Below are 11,800 nucleotides of genomic sequence, written 5' to 3'. Positions count from 1 at the left end.
CCAGCCATAACAACGCAGATGCTGATATCGGGGCATTCTACGCCCAAAATCTCACCCAAGGGATTGGAATTGGCTACAATCGGATCGAAGCGATTGGAAGTAATACTGATCAGGATATTAACCTTATACCAAAAGGTAATGGAGAACTAATTGTAGATGGAATTGTTAGGGCAAAGGATGCCTTCAGACCTTCAACAAATGATTGGGAAATAGCCAGAAATGGTGAGAATCTAGAAATCAGGGAACCGGAGGAAAGTAATAAAGTTTGGGCAAGATTTACAGATGATGAGAGCTTTCATTTGATTGGCACACCTAATCTGTTGGTAGATGGTGAGATTCGTGCAGGTAATTCAGATATTTACTTTACAAAAACTAATCATAACCACACTGGAATAGGAAATGCTGATGGTTATGCTGCTATTGAGAATGCCGCCAACCACGATGCTCTGATGATTCTGGGAAGGAGTGGTACATCAGTGGGAAGGCAAGTTAAGCTCTGGGATTATTTAAAAGTCCACGGCAGTGTCTCAATTACAAACAGTTTATATGTTGGGTCTTTACCTTATCGTGATGATCGCAATGTGCAGTGGGATGACAGTACTAAACAAATATGTTACGACAATTCTTCCGCTAGATCGAAGGAAAATATCATTTCTCTGGAAGACGATTTTTCTAAAATTTTGACAGTAGAACCCAAGACTTATACACGACCTAACCATCCCAATCGTTGGGAAATTGGATACATTGCTGAAGAGCTTCACGAGATTGGTCTTAACAAACTTGTTTACTACGACCAACAGGGGTTACCTGAAGCAATTAATTACCGAAAAATCAGTATGTACTTAGTTGAAGTTATCAAAGATATGGCTCACAAGAGCAGCAACTATGAACAACGGATCAATCAATTGGAACTTCAACTAAATCAACTAGTGTCAGATGACTAAGTTGAGCAAGATTGGGAGGTAGGGTAAAATGATGGGATTGAAAGCCCAACCAAACAACAACAATCGTAGGGTGGGCATTGCTGATAAAGATCATTATTGAACACCGAGCAATTACATGGGCAATGCCCACCAATGCCCAACCAACCCAATATCCATAGTTTATTGACCACGATTTTTACCTTGAAATACCTTTTACTTACAGATAAAATTAAACGATGAAAGAAAAACTCGAACAACGCTTACAATCCCTAAAATCCGAATATGAAGCTGGTCAAAAAATGCTAGCGGAACTAGAAGCGAAACAAGCTAACCTCCGAGAAACTTTACTCCGGATCAGTGGCGCAATTCAGGTACTGGAAGAAACCTTAGGGGAACCAACTGATACAGCCGAAAACAACACTCAGCCATCGGAGGTAGTTGGTGCTCAAGTAGAGTAGGGAGTAGGGAATCGGGAATCGGGAGCGGTGCGACCCGTGGCGAATTTAATTCGCCTACGGAAAGCGCACCGAGGGAGTCGGGAATCGGGAGATATATTGTAGGGTGGGCATTGCTGATAAAGATCATGATTGAACGCTGAGGCATTAAATGGGCAATGCCCACCAATACCCAATTAGAATCGGGAATCGGGAATCGGGAATCGAATCGTAGGGTGGGCATTGCTGATAAAGATCATGATTGAACCCCGAACAATTAAATGGGCAATGCCCACCAATACCCAATCATAATCGGGAATCGGGAATCGGCAATCGAATCGTAGGGTGTGCATTGTTAATTACAATCATGATTGAACCCCGAACAATTAAATAGGCAATGGCCACCAATATCCAATCATAATCGGGAATCGGGAATCGAATCGTAGGGTGGGCATTGTTAATTACAATCATGATTGAACCCCGAACAATTAAATAGGCAATGGCCACCAATATCCAAAAATCCATGGGTACTCTGGTTGGTGGGCATTGCCCAGATGAATTCCGGCAGCATAGGGGGTTGGAAACAGGCTTTTCCCACCCTACAAAATGATCATGATTTAACGGCGAACAATTAAATAGGCAATGGCCACCAATACCAAAAATCCATGGGTGCTCTGGTTGGTGGGCATTGCCCAGGTGAATTCCGGCAGCATTTGGGGTGGGAAACCAGCAATGCCCACCCTACAGAATGCTACAAAATGCTTACGCACTAAGGAAATGGCCACGCTACGGGAACGAGGTTTATGTTAAGCTGTTCGGTGTAGCGTGGGTCCAAGGCTCACGGCTGACAGCTGACCCCTGAATGCTTAGGTTATGGAAACGACAAAATTGTTGAGTCAAGGTCAAGTTATTATTCCTAAGTCTCTGCGAGATGCTCATGACTGGGAAACAGGTCTTGAGTTAATCGCAATTGATACGGGAGATGGGATTCTTTTAAAACCGAAAAACCCTTTTCCAGAAACACTATTAAATCAAGTGGCTGGTTGTTTAAAGTATGACGGCACTCCTAAAAGTCTTGAGGATATGGATGAGGCGATTCGGCAAGGGATAGAGGAGTTATGGCATGATCGCTGTTGATACGAATGTAGTTGTTCGGCTATTGACTCAGGATGATCAGTTACAGTTCAACAAGAGTGTAGAGATTTTCAGGAAGCAAGAGGTTTTTATTGCAGATACGGTAATTCTAGAAACGGAATGGGTTTTGCGTTTTGCTTATAAGTTCAAACCCGCCGCTATCTGTCAAGGGTTGAGAAATCTTTTTGGTTTACCCAATGTTCATCTTAGCAACCCTAGCTTGATGGCTCAAGTTATTCAATGGCATGAAAATGGTTTAGATTTTGCTGATGCCTTTCATTTAGCCCTGAGTCAGCATTGTTCAGAGTTTTACACCTTTGATCAGAAATTTGCTAAAAAAGCTCAAGGGTTAACCCAATGTCGGGTAGATAAGCTCTAAAGAATGCGCGAATGCGCGAATTTAGTCGGGAGAATCGTAGGGTGGGCATTGCTGTTGAAAGAACAAAATTGTTCAGGGATCAATTAAATGAGCAATGCCCACCAATCCCCAAGCAGGGGTCAAGTATAATCGGGAATCGGCAATCGGGAATCGGGAATCGGCAATCGAATTTTTGGGTGGGCATTGCGCCGTTCAATCATGATTTAACGGCGATCAATTAAATGGGCAATGCCCACCAATGCCCACTTTTGGAGCATCGCACTAATCCGACCCCATGCAGTTAAAGTGCCTGATAGCTGATAGCTGACGGCTGAATACTTACGTTTCAAGAGTGTAGTTTTCTTCAACACAAAGCTGGTGCAATTGAGCGAAAGCCTCGGCTATTGAGGGCTTTTGACACTGCTGACGCCAAGCCAAGAACTCTTGAAAAGTCTGAGCCTCTACCACCACCGCCACCAGTTGATTGTGGTCGTAAATCAACTGAGGCTCAGTAGCTGTAGCAGTGATCAGTTCAGATAACTTTTGCTGTGCCTCTTCAATTCTCCAAACCATCAGCTTACCTCACTGCTTTATGCTTTGCGTCCGGGATTGCCTTCCAAGCTAATTTATTTAGCTACACCTACTCTAGTATAGGGATACTTTGGAAGGATTGGGGGTTGGAAGCCGGCAATGCCCACCCGACAAAAGCTACAAAATGCGATCGCGTAGCGGCTCCAAAGGATCATCGCACTAGGGATTTAGCTAGACTATAGTCATGAACCATAGCCCTATAGCTAAAAACCCGGAAAATGTCTGAAGGATACGACTTAGCGGAAGCTCGCGATCGCTTTGCTGAAATTGTCCATGATGCCGAACAGGGTAAGCCGGTACAGATTACGCGCCTGGGTAAACCTGTAGTGATTGTGTTATCACTCCGGGAGTATCAACGCTTGGCATCAGAGAATTTATCAGAGAATTTAGGATTTGGGGCAGCTTTGGCCGAATTTCGTCAGAAGTATCAAATACAGGCTTTAGATATCAATCCTGATCAAGTGTTCAACCAGGTTCGGGTAGGCTCTTGTGGAAACAATCAAACTACAGAGTGACTGGGATTCACTTGCCTTGATAGAGTTATTTTGCACTGAACCTCAAACTGTTCGAGCTCAGGATGGTTATTGGTGCTACGAAGTAACAGATACCTCAGATACCAGTCTCAAGTTTGGGGTTAATACCATTGCTGAATCTATCCAAATAGAGCTAAAGCTTGCCGGAGAGTCCAAAGCAATCCTGAGCTTTGAATTAATAGAATCCATCGAAATTATAGACTATCATCAAGGAAAATTTTCCTTTATAGTCCCCCGCGATAATCAAGCAATAAAGACCGTAATCAACATTGAACTACGTCCTAAAATCCAGGTTCACTGTTCTACCCTAAGTCTATCACCTCAGAAAAATTAGGAATTGAGAATTGAGAATTGAGAATTGAGAATTGTAGAATTGTAGAATTGTAGGGTGGGCATTGCTGATAAAGATCAAAATTGAACGCCGAACCATGAAATGGGCAATGCCCACCAATACCAAAAATAATGTAGAATGAAGAATTGAGAATAGAGAGAATTGTAGGGTGGGCATTGCTTAGAAAGATCAAAATTGAACGGCGAACCATGAAATGAGCAATGCCCACCAATACCAAAAATAATGTAGAATGAAGAATTGAGAATAGAGAGAATTGTAGGGTGGGCATTGCTGATAAAGATCAAAATTGAAGGCCGAACCATGAAATGGGCAATGCCCACCAATACCAAAAATAATGTAGAATGAAGAATTGAGAATTAAGAATTGAGAATTAAGAATTGTAGGGTGGGCATTGCTGATAAAGATCAAAATTGAACGCCGAACCATGAAATGGGCAATGCCCACCAATACCCAATAATCTTTTCCCACCCGACAAAATGCGATCGCTATCAACCATTGGTGGGCATTGTTCAGGTGAATTTGGGCAGCATAGGGGGTTGGACACCAGCAATGCCCACCCTACCAAATGTGTAATCTTGCTTCTTGTGTAGGATCAAGATAGCAACAGAGTTCTCAGACCAATCATGCAACTGGAAGATTATTTTGTATTTCTTGCCCCTAATGATATCCGAGTCAGAGGCACAAGAGTAGGAATTGAAACCATCCTCTATGATTTTATCCATCGTCAGCGTACTCCTGAAGAAATTTCCCAAAGTTATCCAACCCTGGAACTAGAGCAAATTTATGCTACGATTCTGTATTACCTGCATAACCAAGAAACGGTCAGTACTTACCTCACTAATTGGTTAGACCATGGTCGTAAAATGCTAGAACAACAGCAGCAAAATCCTTCCCCAGTTGTGGTCAAGCTGATGCAACTCAAGGCTGAACGAGAAGCAATCAAGAAGGGAAATGACCATTAAGTATCTACTGGATGAAAATGTTGATCATATCTATCAAACTCAACTGCGACTGTACAAACCAGACTTAGTGGTGTTGGTAGTTGGTGGTTCGGATGCTCCCCCCAAAAGAACCCTCGATCCAGACATTCTCTGCTGGTGTGAAGAAAATGACTTCGTACTTGTAACAAATAACCGCAGCACTATGCCAGTACATCTAGCAGATCACCTTGCCCAAGGTCGTCATATACCTGGGATTTTGATTCTCAATCCTAATTTCAGCATTGGTGAAACCCTTGATGAATTAATTTTGATTGCTGAGGCATCTTTTGAGGACGAATATCAAGATCAAATTATTAATCTACCTTTGTCCAAACTAAGATGATACCATTGTTGTTAAGGATAATCGTAGATAATCGTAGGGTGGGCATTGCTGGGGAAGATCAAAATTGTTCGCCGATAAATTAAATGGGCAATGCCCACCAATGCCCTTATATCCTAGTAAACTTGGTGGGCATTGCTCAACTGAGATGATACCATTGTTGTTAAGGATAGTTGTAGGGTGGGCATTGCTGGGGAAGATCAAAATTGTTCGCCGATAAATTAAATGGGCAATGCCCACCAATGCCCTTATATCCTAGTAAACTTGGTGGGCATTGCTCAACTGAGATGATACCATTGTTGTTAAGGATAGTTGTAGGGTGGGCATTGCTGGGGAAGATCAAAATTGTTCGCCGATAAATTAAATGGGCAATGCCCACCAATGCCCTTATATCCTAGTAAACTTGGTGGGCATTGCTTGTGTAGGATCAAGAGAAAAAGTTTATGTTAAGCTGTTCGGTGTAGCGTGGGCCCAAGCCTCACGGCTGACAGCTGACCCCTGAATGCTTAGGTTATGGAAACGACAAAATTGTTGAGTCAAGGTCAAGTTATTATTCCTAAGTCTCTGCGAGATGCTCATCACTGGGAAACAGGTCTTGAGTTAATCGCAATTGATACCGGAGATGGGATTCTTTTAAAACCGAAAAACCCTTTTCCAGAAACACTATTAAATGAAGTGGCTGGTTGTTTAAAGTATGACGGAACTCCTAAAAGTCTTGAGGATATGGATGAGGCGATTCGGCAAGGGATAGAGGAGTTATGGCATGATCGCTGTTGATACGAATGTGGTTGTTCGGCTATTGACTCAGGATGATCAGTTACAGTTCAACAAGAGTGTAGAGATTTTCAGGAAGCAAGAGGTTTTTATTGCAGATACGGTAATTCTAGAAACGGAATGGGTTTTGCGTTTTGCTTATAAGTTCAAACCCGCCGCTATCTGTCAAGGGTTGAGAAATCTTTTTGGTTTACCCAATGTTCGTCTTGCCAACCCTAGCTTGATGGCTCAAGTTATCCAATGGCATGAAAATGGTTTAGATTTTGCTGATGCCTTTCATTTAGCCCTGAGTCAGCATTGTTCAGAGTTTTACACCTTTGATCAGAAATTTGCTAAAAAAGCTCAAGGGTTAACCCAATCTCGGGTAGATAAGCTCTAAAGAATGCGCGAATGCGCGAATTTAGTCGGGAGAATCGTAGGGTGGGCATTGCTGTTGAAAGAACAAAATTGAACGGCGATAAATTAAATGGGCAATGCCCACCAATGCCCACCGGACAAGATCAGCGTACGCACTACAAAATGCGATCGCATAGCGGCTCCAAAGGAGCATCGCACTATTGGGCATTTAAGTTTTTGAGGATTTTGTGTGCCAAAAATTCTTTGATTTCTGTATGTCGTGGTACAGCTTCAGTAACTCCAGTTTGAGGATTAATCCAAAGAGAATGAGAAGAGCCTTCTCGCTTAAGATAGCAACCCGCCTTCCGTAACTTTTTTTCTAATTCTTTACGTTTCATGGAATGGAAATAGAAATTGTATCCTCGATCGCTTCTTTGGGTAGTCCTCGACGAATATCAGCTAAACGATCTTCAAAAATCAGTTGAATGGCATTTTTCAAGCTTTCTTTGGCTTCTTCAACCGTTTCTCCTTGACCATTTGCACCAGGGATTTCAGGACAAATCGCCCAATATCCTCCTTCTGTTGCTGCCTCAATGATGGCGGTTAAGTCTGCGTTCATAAAAATCTCCTTAGATGGTTTATTAATCATAGCAATTATCATAGCTATGAGGTACACAATTTTTGAATTTTAGGGAACAGGGAACAGGGAACAGGGAACAGGGAAGAGAGAAGAGGGAATAGATAATCGTAGGGTGGGCATTGCTGTGCAATATCAAAATTGTTTAGGAATAAATTAAATGGGCAATGCCCACCAATACCCAAGAATCATTATTTTAGAATTTAGAATTTAGGGAGAATCGTAGGGTGGGCATTGCTGAGCTTGATCATGATTGAACCCCGAGCAATTAAATGGTCAATGCCCACCAAGTCGGGAGTCGGGAGAATCGTAGGGTGGGCATTGCTGAGCTTGGTCATGATTGAACCCCAAGCAATTAAATGGGCAATGCCCACCAATACCTTTAAATCTTTGGGTGGGTAAAGCAATGGTGAATTCGGATAGGATTGGGGGTTATAAACCAGCAATGGGTACCCTGCTTGGTGGGCATTGCTCAGATGAATTTGGGCAGGGTTTGGAGTTCGTTTCAAGCAATGCCCACCCTACAAAATTATTAATTTTTAATTATGAAATAAAACCTTCAACCAAATAACTTTCAACCTTCAACTTTTGAGCAGAGTTGATTCAATAACTCTTTTGGAATGGCTTCAAAATTTTCTAACAAAAAATCCATTAAGGCCAAATGATATAAGGAATCAGAAGAAGGAGATTTATAGCGAGAACCTTGAGCGAGCCAGGTGTTAACAGCGTAAGTTGAGCGGCAGCAGATTTGAGCAATGTCTTCTTGGTTAACTTGCCATTTCCAATAAAACGCCTGGGGAGTCATGGATAGTCGGCAGAAGCTGTATAGGTTGATCAAGATTCGCTCTCGCTCAGTGATGGCACGAGGCATTGAAAGTGGCCTTGTGGATTGGCTCTGGGCAATTTGGGCAAGGCGGTCTAGGGCTCGCTGACACTTAATCAGATGATCATTCGAGCGTTTTTTTGGCATGATGGAATTACCTCAAACATAGTGTTTGCTTGGGGGTATAAGCCGCGCTTCCAGGTGGCAAGCTATAAGCGCGGCTTTTTGTCCAAGAATCGTATCGAAATAACGGACATTTTTATTATTACTAATATCTTGGAAAAAGTCAAGAGTTATTTTAATATTTAATATTTTTTTACAATATTAAGAAATTGACTAGTTTGGGATTTTATAGATAAAAACAATCATTTTTTTAAGGTAATTTGGGTTTATTAATATAAACATCGTAGGGTGGGCATTGCTGATTAAAATCATGATTGAACGGCGAACAATTAAATAGGCAATGCCCACCAATACCAAAAATCGTAGGGTGGGCATTGCTGATTAAAATCATGATTGAACGGCGAACAATTAAATAGGCAATGCCCACCAATACCCAATTATAATCGGGAATCGGGAATCGGGAATCGGGAATCGAATCTTTGGGTGGGCATTGCGGATGAAAATCAAAATTGAAGGCCGAGATCCCCTGGTTGGTGGGCATTGCTCAGGTTAATTCCGGCAGGATTTGGGGTTGGAAACCAGCAATGCCCACCCTACAAAATGCCTACTGATTAAAATCATGATTGAAGGTTGGTGGGCATTGCTCAGGTTAATTCCGGCAGGATTTGGGGTTGGAAACCAGCAATGCCCACCCTACAAAATGCGTTCGCGTAGCGTGACCAAAGGTCAATCGCGCCCCGCGTGGCCATTCGCGTAGCATGGCCCAAAGGCCAAGGCCAATCGCGCCCCGCGTGACCATTCGCGTAGCGTGGCCCAAAGGCCAAGGTCAATCGCTTCCAAAGCGCCAATGGCCACCGGACAAAATGCGTTCGCGTAGCGGCTCTTTTGGAGCATCGCACTAGAAAAATCTCCTGAGCCGGAGCGTCGAGCTAGGAAAGATGGTGAAGGTAAAACAGTTTTTTGAGTTTTCGGTGATGACGCAGGGAGTTAAACTAGGAAAATTTGTGGCATTGAATCGAAATGCCGCCATTCATCATACTAAGGCTTTTGCTCACCTAGAGAGTCTTGAAGGGAAGTATGGGAGGTGTGCTAAGTTGGGACAGTTTGGGAAGTTTGGGAATTCGACTAATTTCTAGTTATGAGAAATCCTAAAAAGCAGTTAACTATCTTATCATGGACTCACTACATGTTTGGGGGATTTTGCGGATTTTACTCCCTGTTTATACTAATGTTATATATTCCTTTTGGTCTGTTCATGATTGGTGCAACTGACTCAATTCCTGCAGACTTATCAGGAGAGTTATCAGAGTGGTTTAAGTTATCACGAAATGTATCATCGGACTTGCCTGGCTATTTGCTAGTCATTTCTGGTGCCATACTTTTCATCCTTGGAGAAATATTTGCTTTTGCTATCATTCTCTCAGGATATATGCTCAGAAAAAGCAAGAATTATTGGTTTTCATTTATGATAGCTTGCCTACTCTGCTGGTTCAGACCATTTGGCACACTTATTGGAATTTTAACGATTGTTGTTCTATCTCGGCAATCTGTAAAAAAATTATATCCTTTTAAGTATTAAAAGGGAATAGGGAATCGGGAATCGGGAGTCGGGAATCGGGAATCGGGAATCGGGAATCGGGAGTCGGGAGTCGGGGTGCATCTCATATTTGTAAAAAAGAAGGGAAGTGTGGAAAGTGTGGGGAGTGTGGGAATTTTATTAGAATTTTTGCCTAATTTCATGCATTGAGATGCACCCGGGAGTAGGGAGTAGGTAACAAAAATTATCACAATTCATTTAGGTACCCTATCGTGTGGATTAAATTGGATGCGTTCGCGTAGCGGCTCTTTTGGAGCATCGCACTATTCCTGATTCCCGATTCCCTACTCCCGATTCCCTACTCCCTACTCCCTACTCCCTACTCCCTATTCCCGACCATGAGGTTTAAGGAGACTAGCCAAATCAGGACCACTGGGAATAATTCCACCTGGATTGAGGGGGAACAGATTTCCGTAGTAATCGCGCTTGACATCCTCCAAGCTACAAGTATCGGCAACTCCAGGAAGCTGATACAAGTCACGCAGGTAGGGGCCTAAGTTATTGTAGTCCTGAATTCTGAAACGGTTGCACTTGAACAATCCATAATAGACCACATCAAAACGGAACAGAGTGGTAAATAGACGCACATCTGCCAGAGTTACCCTATCCCCACACAGGTATCTACTGGTCTCTAGGGCTCGATCAATCTTATCCAAGGTTGTGAATAGCTGGTCGCAAGCTTTCTCATAAGCCTCTTGGGTCTGGGCAAAACCGCAGCGATAGACTCCATTATTCACAGCGTGGTAGATAGTCTCATTCCACACATCAATGGTTTCCTTCAGTTCCTCTGGATAAAGGTCTAGGGTAGGATTAGTAGCGAACTCATTGAACTGTGAGTTCAGGATTACTATAATTTCTGCACTCTCATTGTTGACAATGGTTTTGCTCTGTTTATCCCACAGCACTGGAACTGTGCAACGACCGTTGTAGCCTGTTTTTGCCAGCTCGTAAAGCTCAGGAAGCGTGTCGCAGCCTTCCTGCTGCTGATTAAATACCCAAATCCCCTGATTGGAAGAAGGAGAGGCAATGAATACCGGTATTGAGTCTTGGAGTCCTTTGAGTGCCCTTACCACTAGAGTGCGGTGGGCCCAAGGACAACCGAGTCCTACATAAAGACAGTAGCGTCCTGCTTCCGGTTGGTAAGGATTCTCTGCTTCTGTCCCAATAAAATTCCTAAACTCGCTGGCAGGGCGAATGTACTCTCCAGAATTATTCCGTGGAGCCAGCTTCGACATCATCATTTGCCAGAGAGTTGTCCAGACAAACTTTCCCAACCTGATGATTAGTGTTGGCGGGAGTGACTTGCCTTTTTTCTTAGTTTCAGCAGCTCCGGTCATGATCGGAATTTAGTAAGACATCTCTAAGATACCAACAAATTCTGACCAGTGGCCTGATTACCCTAGTAGTGCTGAAAAAGAACCCTAACTTACCGTGTTGAAGTCAGGGCTCTTTTTCAGTCAAATCTTCTGGTTTTCCCAACCAAATTACTCCGGTTTAGCTAGCTCTCTCCCTTAGAATTATCCTCTGAATCGATCTTTGGTACCCAATTAGGAGTTTCTGACCCTTCCCAACCAGCAGGACGTTTAGAGTTGTACCAGGCAATGGAGCCAATCACAACTGCTGCCACAAAACCCACAACATACACTAGGGTAAACCACAAGGGAAAACTGCCTGCTTCCATCAATACATACATAGCCGGTTTAGATTTTCTGGTATTTCCGTTATCGTACCATCCAGCCTGATGGCTTCGATAGCTTAAGCTATCAGCTATCAGCTTTCAGCCATCAGCTATCAGCTATCAGCTTTCAGCTTTCAGCTATCAGCTTTCAGCTTTCAGTATTGAGCTATCAGCTTTCAGCTTTCAG

Annotated in this window: 30 protein-coding genes; 14 read left to right on the top strand and 16 right to left on the bottom strand. The window is 43.1% G+C overall.

The window, feature by feature from the left end:
- Both F6K63_RS04165 and F6K63_RS04160 read left to right on the top strand, forming a co-directional pair.
- A partial coding sequence (locus tag F6K63_RS04165; RefSeq protein WP_287310929.1) for a tail fiber domain-containing protein occupies positions 1 to 944 on the top strand: 944 nt, incomplete at its 5' end.
- Positions 945 to 1,159: 215 nt separating this feature from the next.
- Positions 1,160 to 1,381, top strand: coding sequence for a hypothetical protein (locus F6K63_RS04160; protein WP_287255552.1), 222 nt, complete (start codon positions 1,160 to 1,162; stop codon positions 1,379 to 1,381).
- Here the strand turns inward: F6K63_RS04160 and F6K63_RS04155 are convergent.
- From F6K63_RS04155 to F6K63_RS04145, 3 genes are read right to left on the bottom strand one after another with little or no spacing between them, the layout of a single operon-like run.
- Complete coding sequence (locus tag F6K63_RS04155) at positions 1,369 to 1,554, bottom strand: hypothetical protein (RefSeq protein WP_287255550.1); 186 nt, start codon at positions 1,552 to 1,554, stop codon at positions 1,369 to 1,371. The genes F6K63_RS04160 and F6K63_RS04155 overlap by 13 nt on opposite strands.
- Positions 1,555 to 1,710 carry a hypothetical protein gene (locus tag F6K63_RS04150; protein ID WP_154659781.1) on the bottom strand — a complete coding sequence of 52 codons (156 nt, stop codon included), beginning with the start codon at positions 1,708 to 1,710 and terminating at the stop codon, positions 1,555 to 1,557.
- Entirely contained in the window at positions 1,664 to 1,882 is a 219-nt protein-coding gene (locus F6K63_RS04145) for a hypothetical protein (protein ID WP_287310927.1), read from the bottom strand. The genes F6K63_RS04150 and F6K63_RS04145 overlap by 47 nt, the downstream gene beginning before the upstream one ends.
- A 117-nt stretch (positions 1,883 to 1,999) precedes the next feature.
- Between F6K63_RS04145 and F6K63_RS04140 the strand changes: the two genes are divergently transcribed.
- The 3 genes from F6K63_RS04140 (at position 2,000) to F6K63_RS04130 (ending at position 2,870) form a co-directional block, all read left to right on the top strand.
- Positions 2,000 to 2,167, top strand: a complete 168-nt coding sequence (locus F6K63_RS04140) for a hypothetical protein (RefSeq protein WP_287310925.1) — start codon at positions 2,000 to 2,002, stop codon at positions 2,165 to 2,167.
- A gap of 63 nt (positions 2,168 to 2,230) precedes the next feature.
- Positions 2,231 to 2,494, top strand: coding sequence for an AbrB/MazE/SpoVT family DNA-binding domain-containing protein (locus tag F6K63_RS04135; RefSeq protein ID WP_008184183.1), 264 nt, complete (start codon positions 2,231 to 2,233; stop codon positions 2,492 to 2,494).
- Complete coding sequence (locus F6K63_RS04130; RefSeq protein WP_008184185.1) at positions 2,481 to 2,870, top strand: type II toxin-antitoxin system VapC family toxin; 390 nt, start codon at positions 2,481 to 2,483, stop codon at positions 2,868 to 2,870. The genes F6K63_RS04135 and F6K63_RS04130 overlap by 14 nt, the downstream gene beginning before the upstream one ends.
- A gap of 203 nt (positions 2,871 to 3,073) precedes the next feature.
- Here F6K63_RS04130 and F6K63_RS04125 read toward each other — a convergent pair whose 3' ends face one another.
- Together F6K63_RS04125 and F6K63_RS04120 are read right to left on the bottom strand one after the other, a co-directional pair.
- The gene (locus tag F6K63_RS04125) at positions 3,074 to 3,199 is read right to left on the bottom strand and encodes a hypothetical protein (RefSeq protein ID WP_267872028.1); all 126 of its coding nucleotides are present in this window, start codon (positions 3,197 to 3,199) and stop codon (positions 3,074 to 3,076) included.
- Complete coding sequence (locus F6K63_RS04120; protein WP_008184190.1) at positions 3,189 to 3,422, bottom strand: type II toxin-antitoxin system Phd/YefM family antitoxin; 234 nt, start codon at positions 3,420 to 3,422, stop codon at positions 3,189 to 3,191. Before F6K63_RS04120 ends, F6K63_RS04125 begins: the two co-directional genes overlap by 11 nt.
- A 236-nt stretch (positions 3,423 to 3,658) precedes the next feature.
- Between F6K63_RS04120 and F6K63_RS04115 the strand changes: the two genes are divergently transcribed.
- The 5 genes from F6K63_RS04115 (at position 3,659) to F6K63_RS04095 (ending at position 5,648) form a co-directional block, all read left to right on the top strand.
- Complete coding sequence (locus tag F6K63_RS04115) at positions 3,659 to 3,955, top strand: type II toxin-antitoxin system Phd/YefM family antitoxin (protein ID WP_287310923.1); 297 nt, start codon at positions 3,659 to 3,661, stop codon at positions 3,953 to 3,955.
- A complete protein-coding gene (locus F6K63_RS04110) occupies positions 3,930 to 4,307 on the top strand; it encodes a hypothetical protein (protein ID WP_287310921.1) in 378 nt (125 codons plus the stop codon). The genes F6K63_RS04115 and F6K63_RS04110 overlap by 26 nt, the downstream gene beginning before the upstream one ends.
- A gap of 447 nt (positions 4,308 to 4,754) precedes the next feature.
- Positions 4,755 to 4,898 (top strand): hypothetical protein, encoded by a 144-nt coding sequence (locus F6K63_RS04105; RefSeq protein WP_287310919.1) that lies wholly within the window; start codon positions 4,755 to 4,757, stop codon positions 4,896 to 4,898.
- Positions 4,899 to 4,948: 50 nt separating this feature from the next.
- A complete protein-coding gene (locus F6K63_RS04100) occupies positions 4,949 to 5,287 on the top strand; it encodes a DUF433 domain-containing protein (RefSeq protein ID WP_008184209.1) in 339 nt (112 codons plus the stop codon).
- Positions 5,277 to 5,648 carry a DUF5615 family PIN-like protein gene (locus tag F6K63_RS04095; protein ID WP_287310917.1) on the top strand — a complete coding sequence of 124 codons (372 nt, stop codon included), beginning with the start codon at positions 5,277 to 5,279 and terminating at the stop codon, positions 5,646 to 5,648. The genes F6K63_RS04100 and F6K63_RS04095 overlap by 11 nt, the downstream gene beginning before the upstream one ends.
- Before the next feature lie 160 nt (positions 5,649 to 5,808).
- On the opposite strand, the gene F6K63_RS04090 is transcribed toward F6K63_RS04095, so the two are convergent.
- The gene (locus tag F6K63_RS04090; RefSeq protein WP_287310915.1) at positions 5,809 to 6,024 is read right to left on the bottom strand and encodes a hypothetical protein; all 216 of its coding nucleotides are present in this window, start codon (positions 6,022 to 6,024) and stop codon (positions 5,809 to 5,811) included.
- Positions 6,025 to 6,158: 134 nt separating this feature from the next.
- Between F6K63_RS04090 and F6K63_RS04085 the strand changes: the two genes are divergently transcribed.
- Both F6K63_RS04085 and F6K63_RS04080 read left to right on the top strand, forming a co-directional pair.
- Positions 6,159 to 6,422: an AbrB/MazE/SpoVT family DNA-binding domain-containing protein gene (locus F6K63_RS04085; protein ID WP_287310913.1), complete on the top strand. Its 264-nt coding sequence runs from the start codon at positions 6,159 to 6,161 to the stop codon at positions 6,420 to 6,422.
- Positions 6,409 to 6,798: a type II toxin-antitoxin system VapC family toxin gene (locus tag F6K63_RS04080; protein WP_071105800.1), complete on the top strand. Its 390-nt coding sequence runs from the start codon at positions 6,409 to 6,411 to the stop codon at positions 6,796 to 6,798. Before F6K63_RS04085 ends, F6K63_RS04080 begins: the two co-directional genes overlap by 14 nt.
- Before the next feature lie 21 nt (positions 6,799 to 6,819).
- Here the strand turns inward: F6K63_RS04080 and F6K63_RS04075 are convergent, their stop codons facing one another.
- From F6K63_RS04075 to F6K63_RS04045, 7 genes are all read right to left on the bottom strand, one after another.
- Positions 6,820 to 6,984 carry a hypothetical protein gene (locus tag F6K63_RS04075; RefSeq protein ID WP_158026632.1) on the bottom strand — a complete coding sequence of 55 codons (165 nt, stop codon included), beginning with the start codon at positions 6,982 to 6,984 and terminating at the stop codon, positions 6,820 to 6,822.
- Positions 6,974 to 7,153: a type II toxin-antitoxin system HicA family toxin gene (locus tag F6K63_RS04070; RefSeq protein ID WP_071105799.1), complete on the bottom strand. Its 180-nt coding sequence runs from the start codon at positions 7,151 to 7,153 to the stop codon at positions 6,974 to 6,976. The genes F6K63_RS04075 and F6K63_RS04070 overlap by 11 nt, the downstream gene beginning before the upstream one ends.
- Positions 7,150 to 7,374, bottom strand: a complete 225-nt coding sequence (locus F6K63_RS04065) for a type II toxin-antitoxin system HicB family antitoxin (protein WP_071107965.1) — start codon at positions 7,372 to 7,374, stop codon at positions 7,150 to 7,152. The genes F6K63_RS04070 and F6K63_RS04065 overlap by 4 nt, the downstream gene beginning before the upstream one ends.
- A gap of 221 nt (positions 7,375 to 7,595) precedes the next feature.
- On the bottom strand, positions 7,596 to 7,901 hold the full coding sequence (locus F6K63_RS04060) for a hypothetical protein (RefSeq protein WP_071105798.1): 306 nt from the start codon (positions 7,899 to 7,901) through the stop codon (positions 7,596 to 7,598).
- 65 nt (positions 7,902 to 7,966) lie between these two features.
- A complete protein-coding gene (locus tag F6K63_RS04055; RefSeq protein ID WP_083373870.1) occupies positions 7,967 to 8,362 on the bottom strand; it encodes a hypothetical protein in 396 nt (131 codons plus the stop codon).
- A 226-nt stretch (positions 8,363 to 8,588) separates the two neighbouring features.
- Positions 8,589 to 8,879, bottom strand: a complete 291-nt coding sequence (locus tag F6K63_RS04050) for a hypothetical protein (RefSeq protein ID WP_271968685.1) — start codon at positions 8,877 to 8,879, stop codon at positions 8,589 to 8,591.
- Between the two features lie 103 nt (positions 8,880 to 8,982).
- The gene (locus F6K63_RS04045) at positions 8,983 to 9,237 is read right to left on the bottom strand and encodes a hypothetical protein (protein WP_287310911.1); all 255 of its coding nucleotides are present in this window, start codon (positions 9,235 to 9,237) and stop codon (positions 8,983 to 8,985) included.
- 39 nt (positions 9,238 to 9,276) lie between these two features.
- Here F6K63_RS04045 and F6K63_RS04040 point away from each other — a divergent pair, with 39 nt between their 5' ends.
- Both F6K63_RS04040 and F6K63_RS04035 read left to right on the top strand, forming a co-directional pair.
- On the top strand, positions 9,277 to 9,474 hold the full coding sequence (locus tag F6K63_RS04040; RefSeq protein ID WP_008184222.1) for a hypothetical protein: 198 nt from the start codon (positions 9,277 to 9,279) through the stop codon (positions 9,472 to 9,474).
- A 2-nt stretch (positions 9,475 to 9,476) separates the two neighbouring features.
- Positions 9,477 to 9,917 (top strand): hypothetical protein, encoded by a 441-nt coding sequence (locus tag F6K63_RS04035; protein ID WP_287253727.1) that lies wholly within the window; start codon positions 9,477 to 9,479, stop codon positions 9,915 to 9,917.
- On the opposite strand, the gene F6K63_RS04030 is transcribed toward F6K63_RS04035, so the two are convergent.
- The 3 genes from F6K63_RS04030 to psb35 all read right to left on the bottom strand — a co-directional run bounded on the left by F6K63_RS04030 (position 9,914) and on the right by psb35 (position 11,628).
- On the bottom strand, positions 9,914 to 10,126 hold the full coding sequence (locus F6K63_RS04030; protein ID WP_131827153.1) for a hypothetical protein: 213 nt from the start codon (positions 10,124 to 10,126) through the stop codon (positions 9,914 to 9,916). The two genes, F6K63_RS04035 and F6K63_RS04030, sit on opposite strands and share 4 nt — an antisense overlap.
- Before the next feature lie 135 nt (positions 10,127 to 10,261).
- Positions 10,262 to 11,272 carry a glutathione S-transferase family protein gene (locus F6K63_RS04025; protein ID WP_008184227.1) on the bottom strand — a complete coding sequence of 337 codons (1,011 nt, stop codon included), beginning with the start codon at positions 11,270 to 11,272 and terminating at the stop codon, positions 10,262 to 10,264.
- A 161-nt stretch (positions 11,273 to 11,433) separates the two neighbouring features.
- Positions 11,434 to 11,628 (bottom strand): photosystem II assembly protein Psb35, encoded by a 195-nt coding sequence (gene psb35, locus F6K63_RS04020; protein ID WP_044493155.1) that lies wholly within the window; start codon positions 11,626 to 11,628, stop codon positions 11,434 to 11,436.
- Positions 11,629 to 11,800 lie beyond the last annotated feature (172 nt).

The organism is Moorena sp. SIO1G6 (assembly GCF_010672795.1).
Lineage (GTDB): Bacteria > Cyanobacteriota > Cyanobacteriia > Cyanobacteriales > Coleofasciculaceae > Moorena > Moorena producens.
This window is presented reverse-complemented; position numbering and strand designations above follow the sequence as displayed.

Excerpts from the sequence above, each read along its gene's own strand:
- F6K63_RS04115 (WP_287310923.1), top strand. The coding sequence starts at position 3,659 with ATGTCTGAAGGATACGACTTAGCGGAAGCTCGCGATCGCTTTGCTGAA.
- F6K63_RS04055 (WP_083373870.1), bottom strand. The coding sequence starts at position 8,362 with ATGCCAAAAAAACGCTCGAATGATCATCTGATTAAGTGTCAGCGAGCC.
- F6K63_RS04135 (WP_008184183.1), top strand. The coding sequence starts at position 2,231 with ATGGAAACGACAAAATTGTTGAGTCAAGGTCAAGTTATTATTCCTAAG.
- F6K63_RS04065 (WP_071107965.1), bottom strand. The coding sequence starts at position 7,374 with ATGAACGCAGACTTAACCGCCATCATTGAGGCAGCAACAGAAGGAGGA.
- F6K63_RS04160 (WP_287255552.1), top strand. The coding sequence starts at position 1,160 with ATGAAAGAAAAACTCGAACAACGCTTACAATCCCTAAAATCCGAATAT.
- F6K63_RS04070 (WP_071105799.1), bottom strand. The coding sequence starts at position 7,153 with ATGAAACGTAAAGAATTAGAAAAAAAGTTACGGAAGGCGGGTTGCTAT.
- F6K63_RS04025 (WP_008184227.1), bottom strand. The coding sequence starts at position 11,272 with ATGACCGGAGCTGCTGAAACTAAGAAAAAAGGCAAGTCACTCCCGCCA.
- F6K63_RS04140 (WP_287310925.1), top strand. The coding sequence starts at position 2,000 with ATGGCCACCAATACCAAAAATCCATGGGTGCTCTGGTTGGTGGGCATT.
- F6K63_RS04050 (WP_271968685.1), bottom strand. The coding sequence starts at position 8,879 with ATGCCCACCAACCAGGGGATCTCGGCCTTCAATTTTGATTTTCATCCG.
- F6K63_RS04075 (WP_158026632.1), bottom strand. The coding sequence starts at position 6,984 with ATGCCCAATAGTGCGATGCTCCTTTGGAGCCGCTATGCGATCGCATTT.
- F6K63_RS04095 (WP_287310917.1), top strand. The coding sequence starts at position 5,277 with ATGACCATTAAGTATCTACTGGATGAAAATGTTGATCATATCTATCAA.
- F6K63_RS04145 (WP_287310927.1), bottom strand. The coding sequence starts at position 1,882 with ATGGATTTTTGGATATTGGTGGCCATTGCCTATTTAATTGTTCGGGGT.
- psb35 (WP_044493155.1), bottom strand. The coding sequence starts at position 11,628 with ATGTATGTATTGATGGAAGCAGGCAGTTTTCCCTTGTGGTTTACCCTA.
- F6K63_RS04150 (WP_154659781.1), bottom strand. The coding sequence starts at position 1,710 with ATGCACACCCTACGATTCGATTGCCGATTCCCGATTCCCGATTATGAT.
- F6K63_RS04080 (WP_071105800.1), top strand. The coding sequence starts at position 6,409 with ATGATCGCTGTTGATACGAATGTGGTTGTTCGGCTATTGACTCAGGAT.
- F6K63_RS04040 (WP_008184222.1), top strand. The coding sequence starts at position 9,277 with ATGGTGAAGGTAAAACAGTTTTTTGAGTTTTCGGTGATGACGCAGGGA.
- F6K63_RS04120 (WP_008184190.1), bottom strand. The coding sequence starts at position 3,422 with ATGGTTTGGAGAATTGAAGAGGCACAGCAAAAGTTATCTGAACTGATC.
- F6K63_RS04035 (WP_287253727.1), top strand. The coding sequence starts at position 9,477 with ATGAGAAATCCTAAAAAGCAGTTAACTATCTTATCATGGACTCACTAC.
- F6K63_RS04085 (WP_287310913.1), top strand. The coding sequence starts at position 6,159 with ATGGAAACGACAAAATTGTTGAGTCAAGGTCAAGTTATTATTCCTAAG.
- F6K63_RS04105 (WP_287310919.1), top strand. The coding sequence starts at position 4,755 with ATGGGCAATGCCCACCAATACCCAATAATCTTTTCCCACCCGACAAAA.
- F6K63_RS04130 (WP_008184185.1), top strand. The coding sequence starts at position 2,481 with ATGATCGCTGTTGATACGAATGTAGTTGTTCGGCTATTGACTCAGGAT.
- F6K63_RS04100 (WP_008184209.1), top strand. The coding sequence starts at position 4,949 with ATGCAACTGGAAGATTATTTTGTATTTCTTGCCCCTAATGATATCCGA.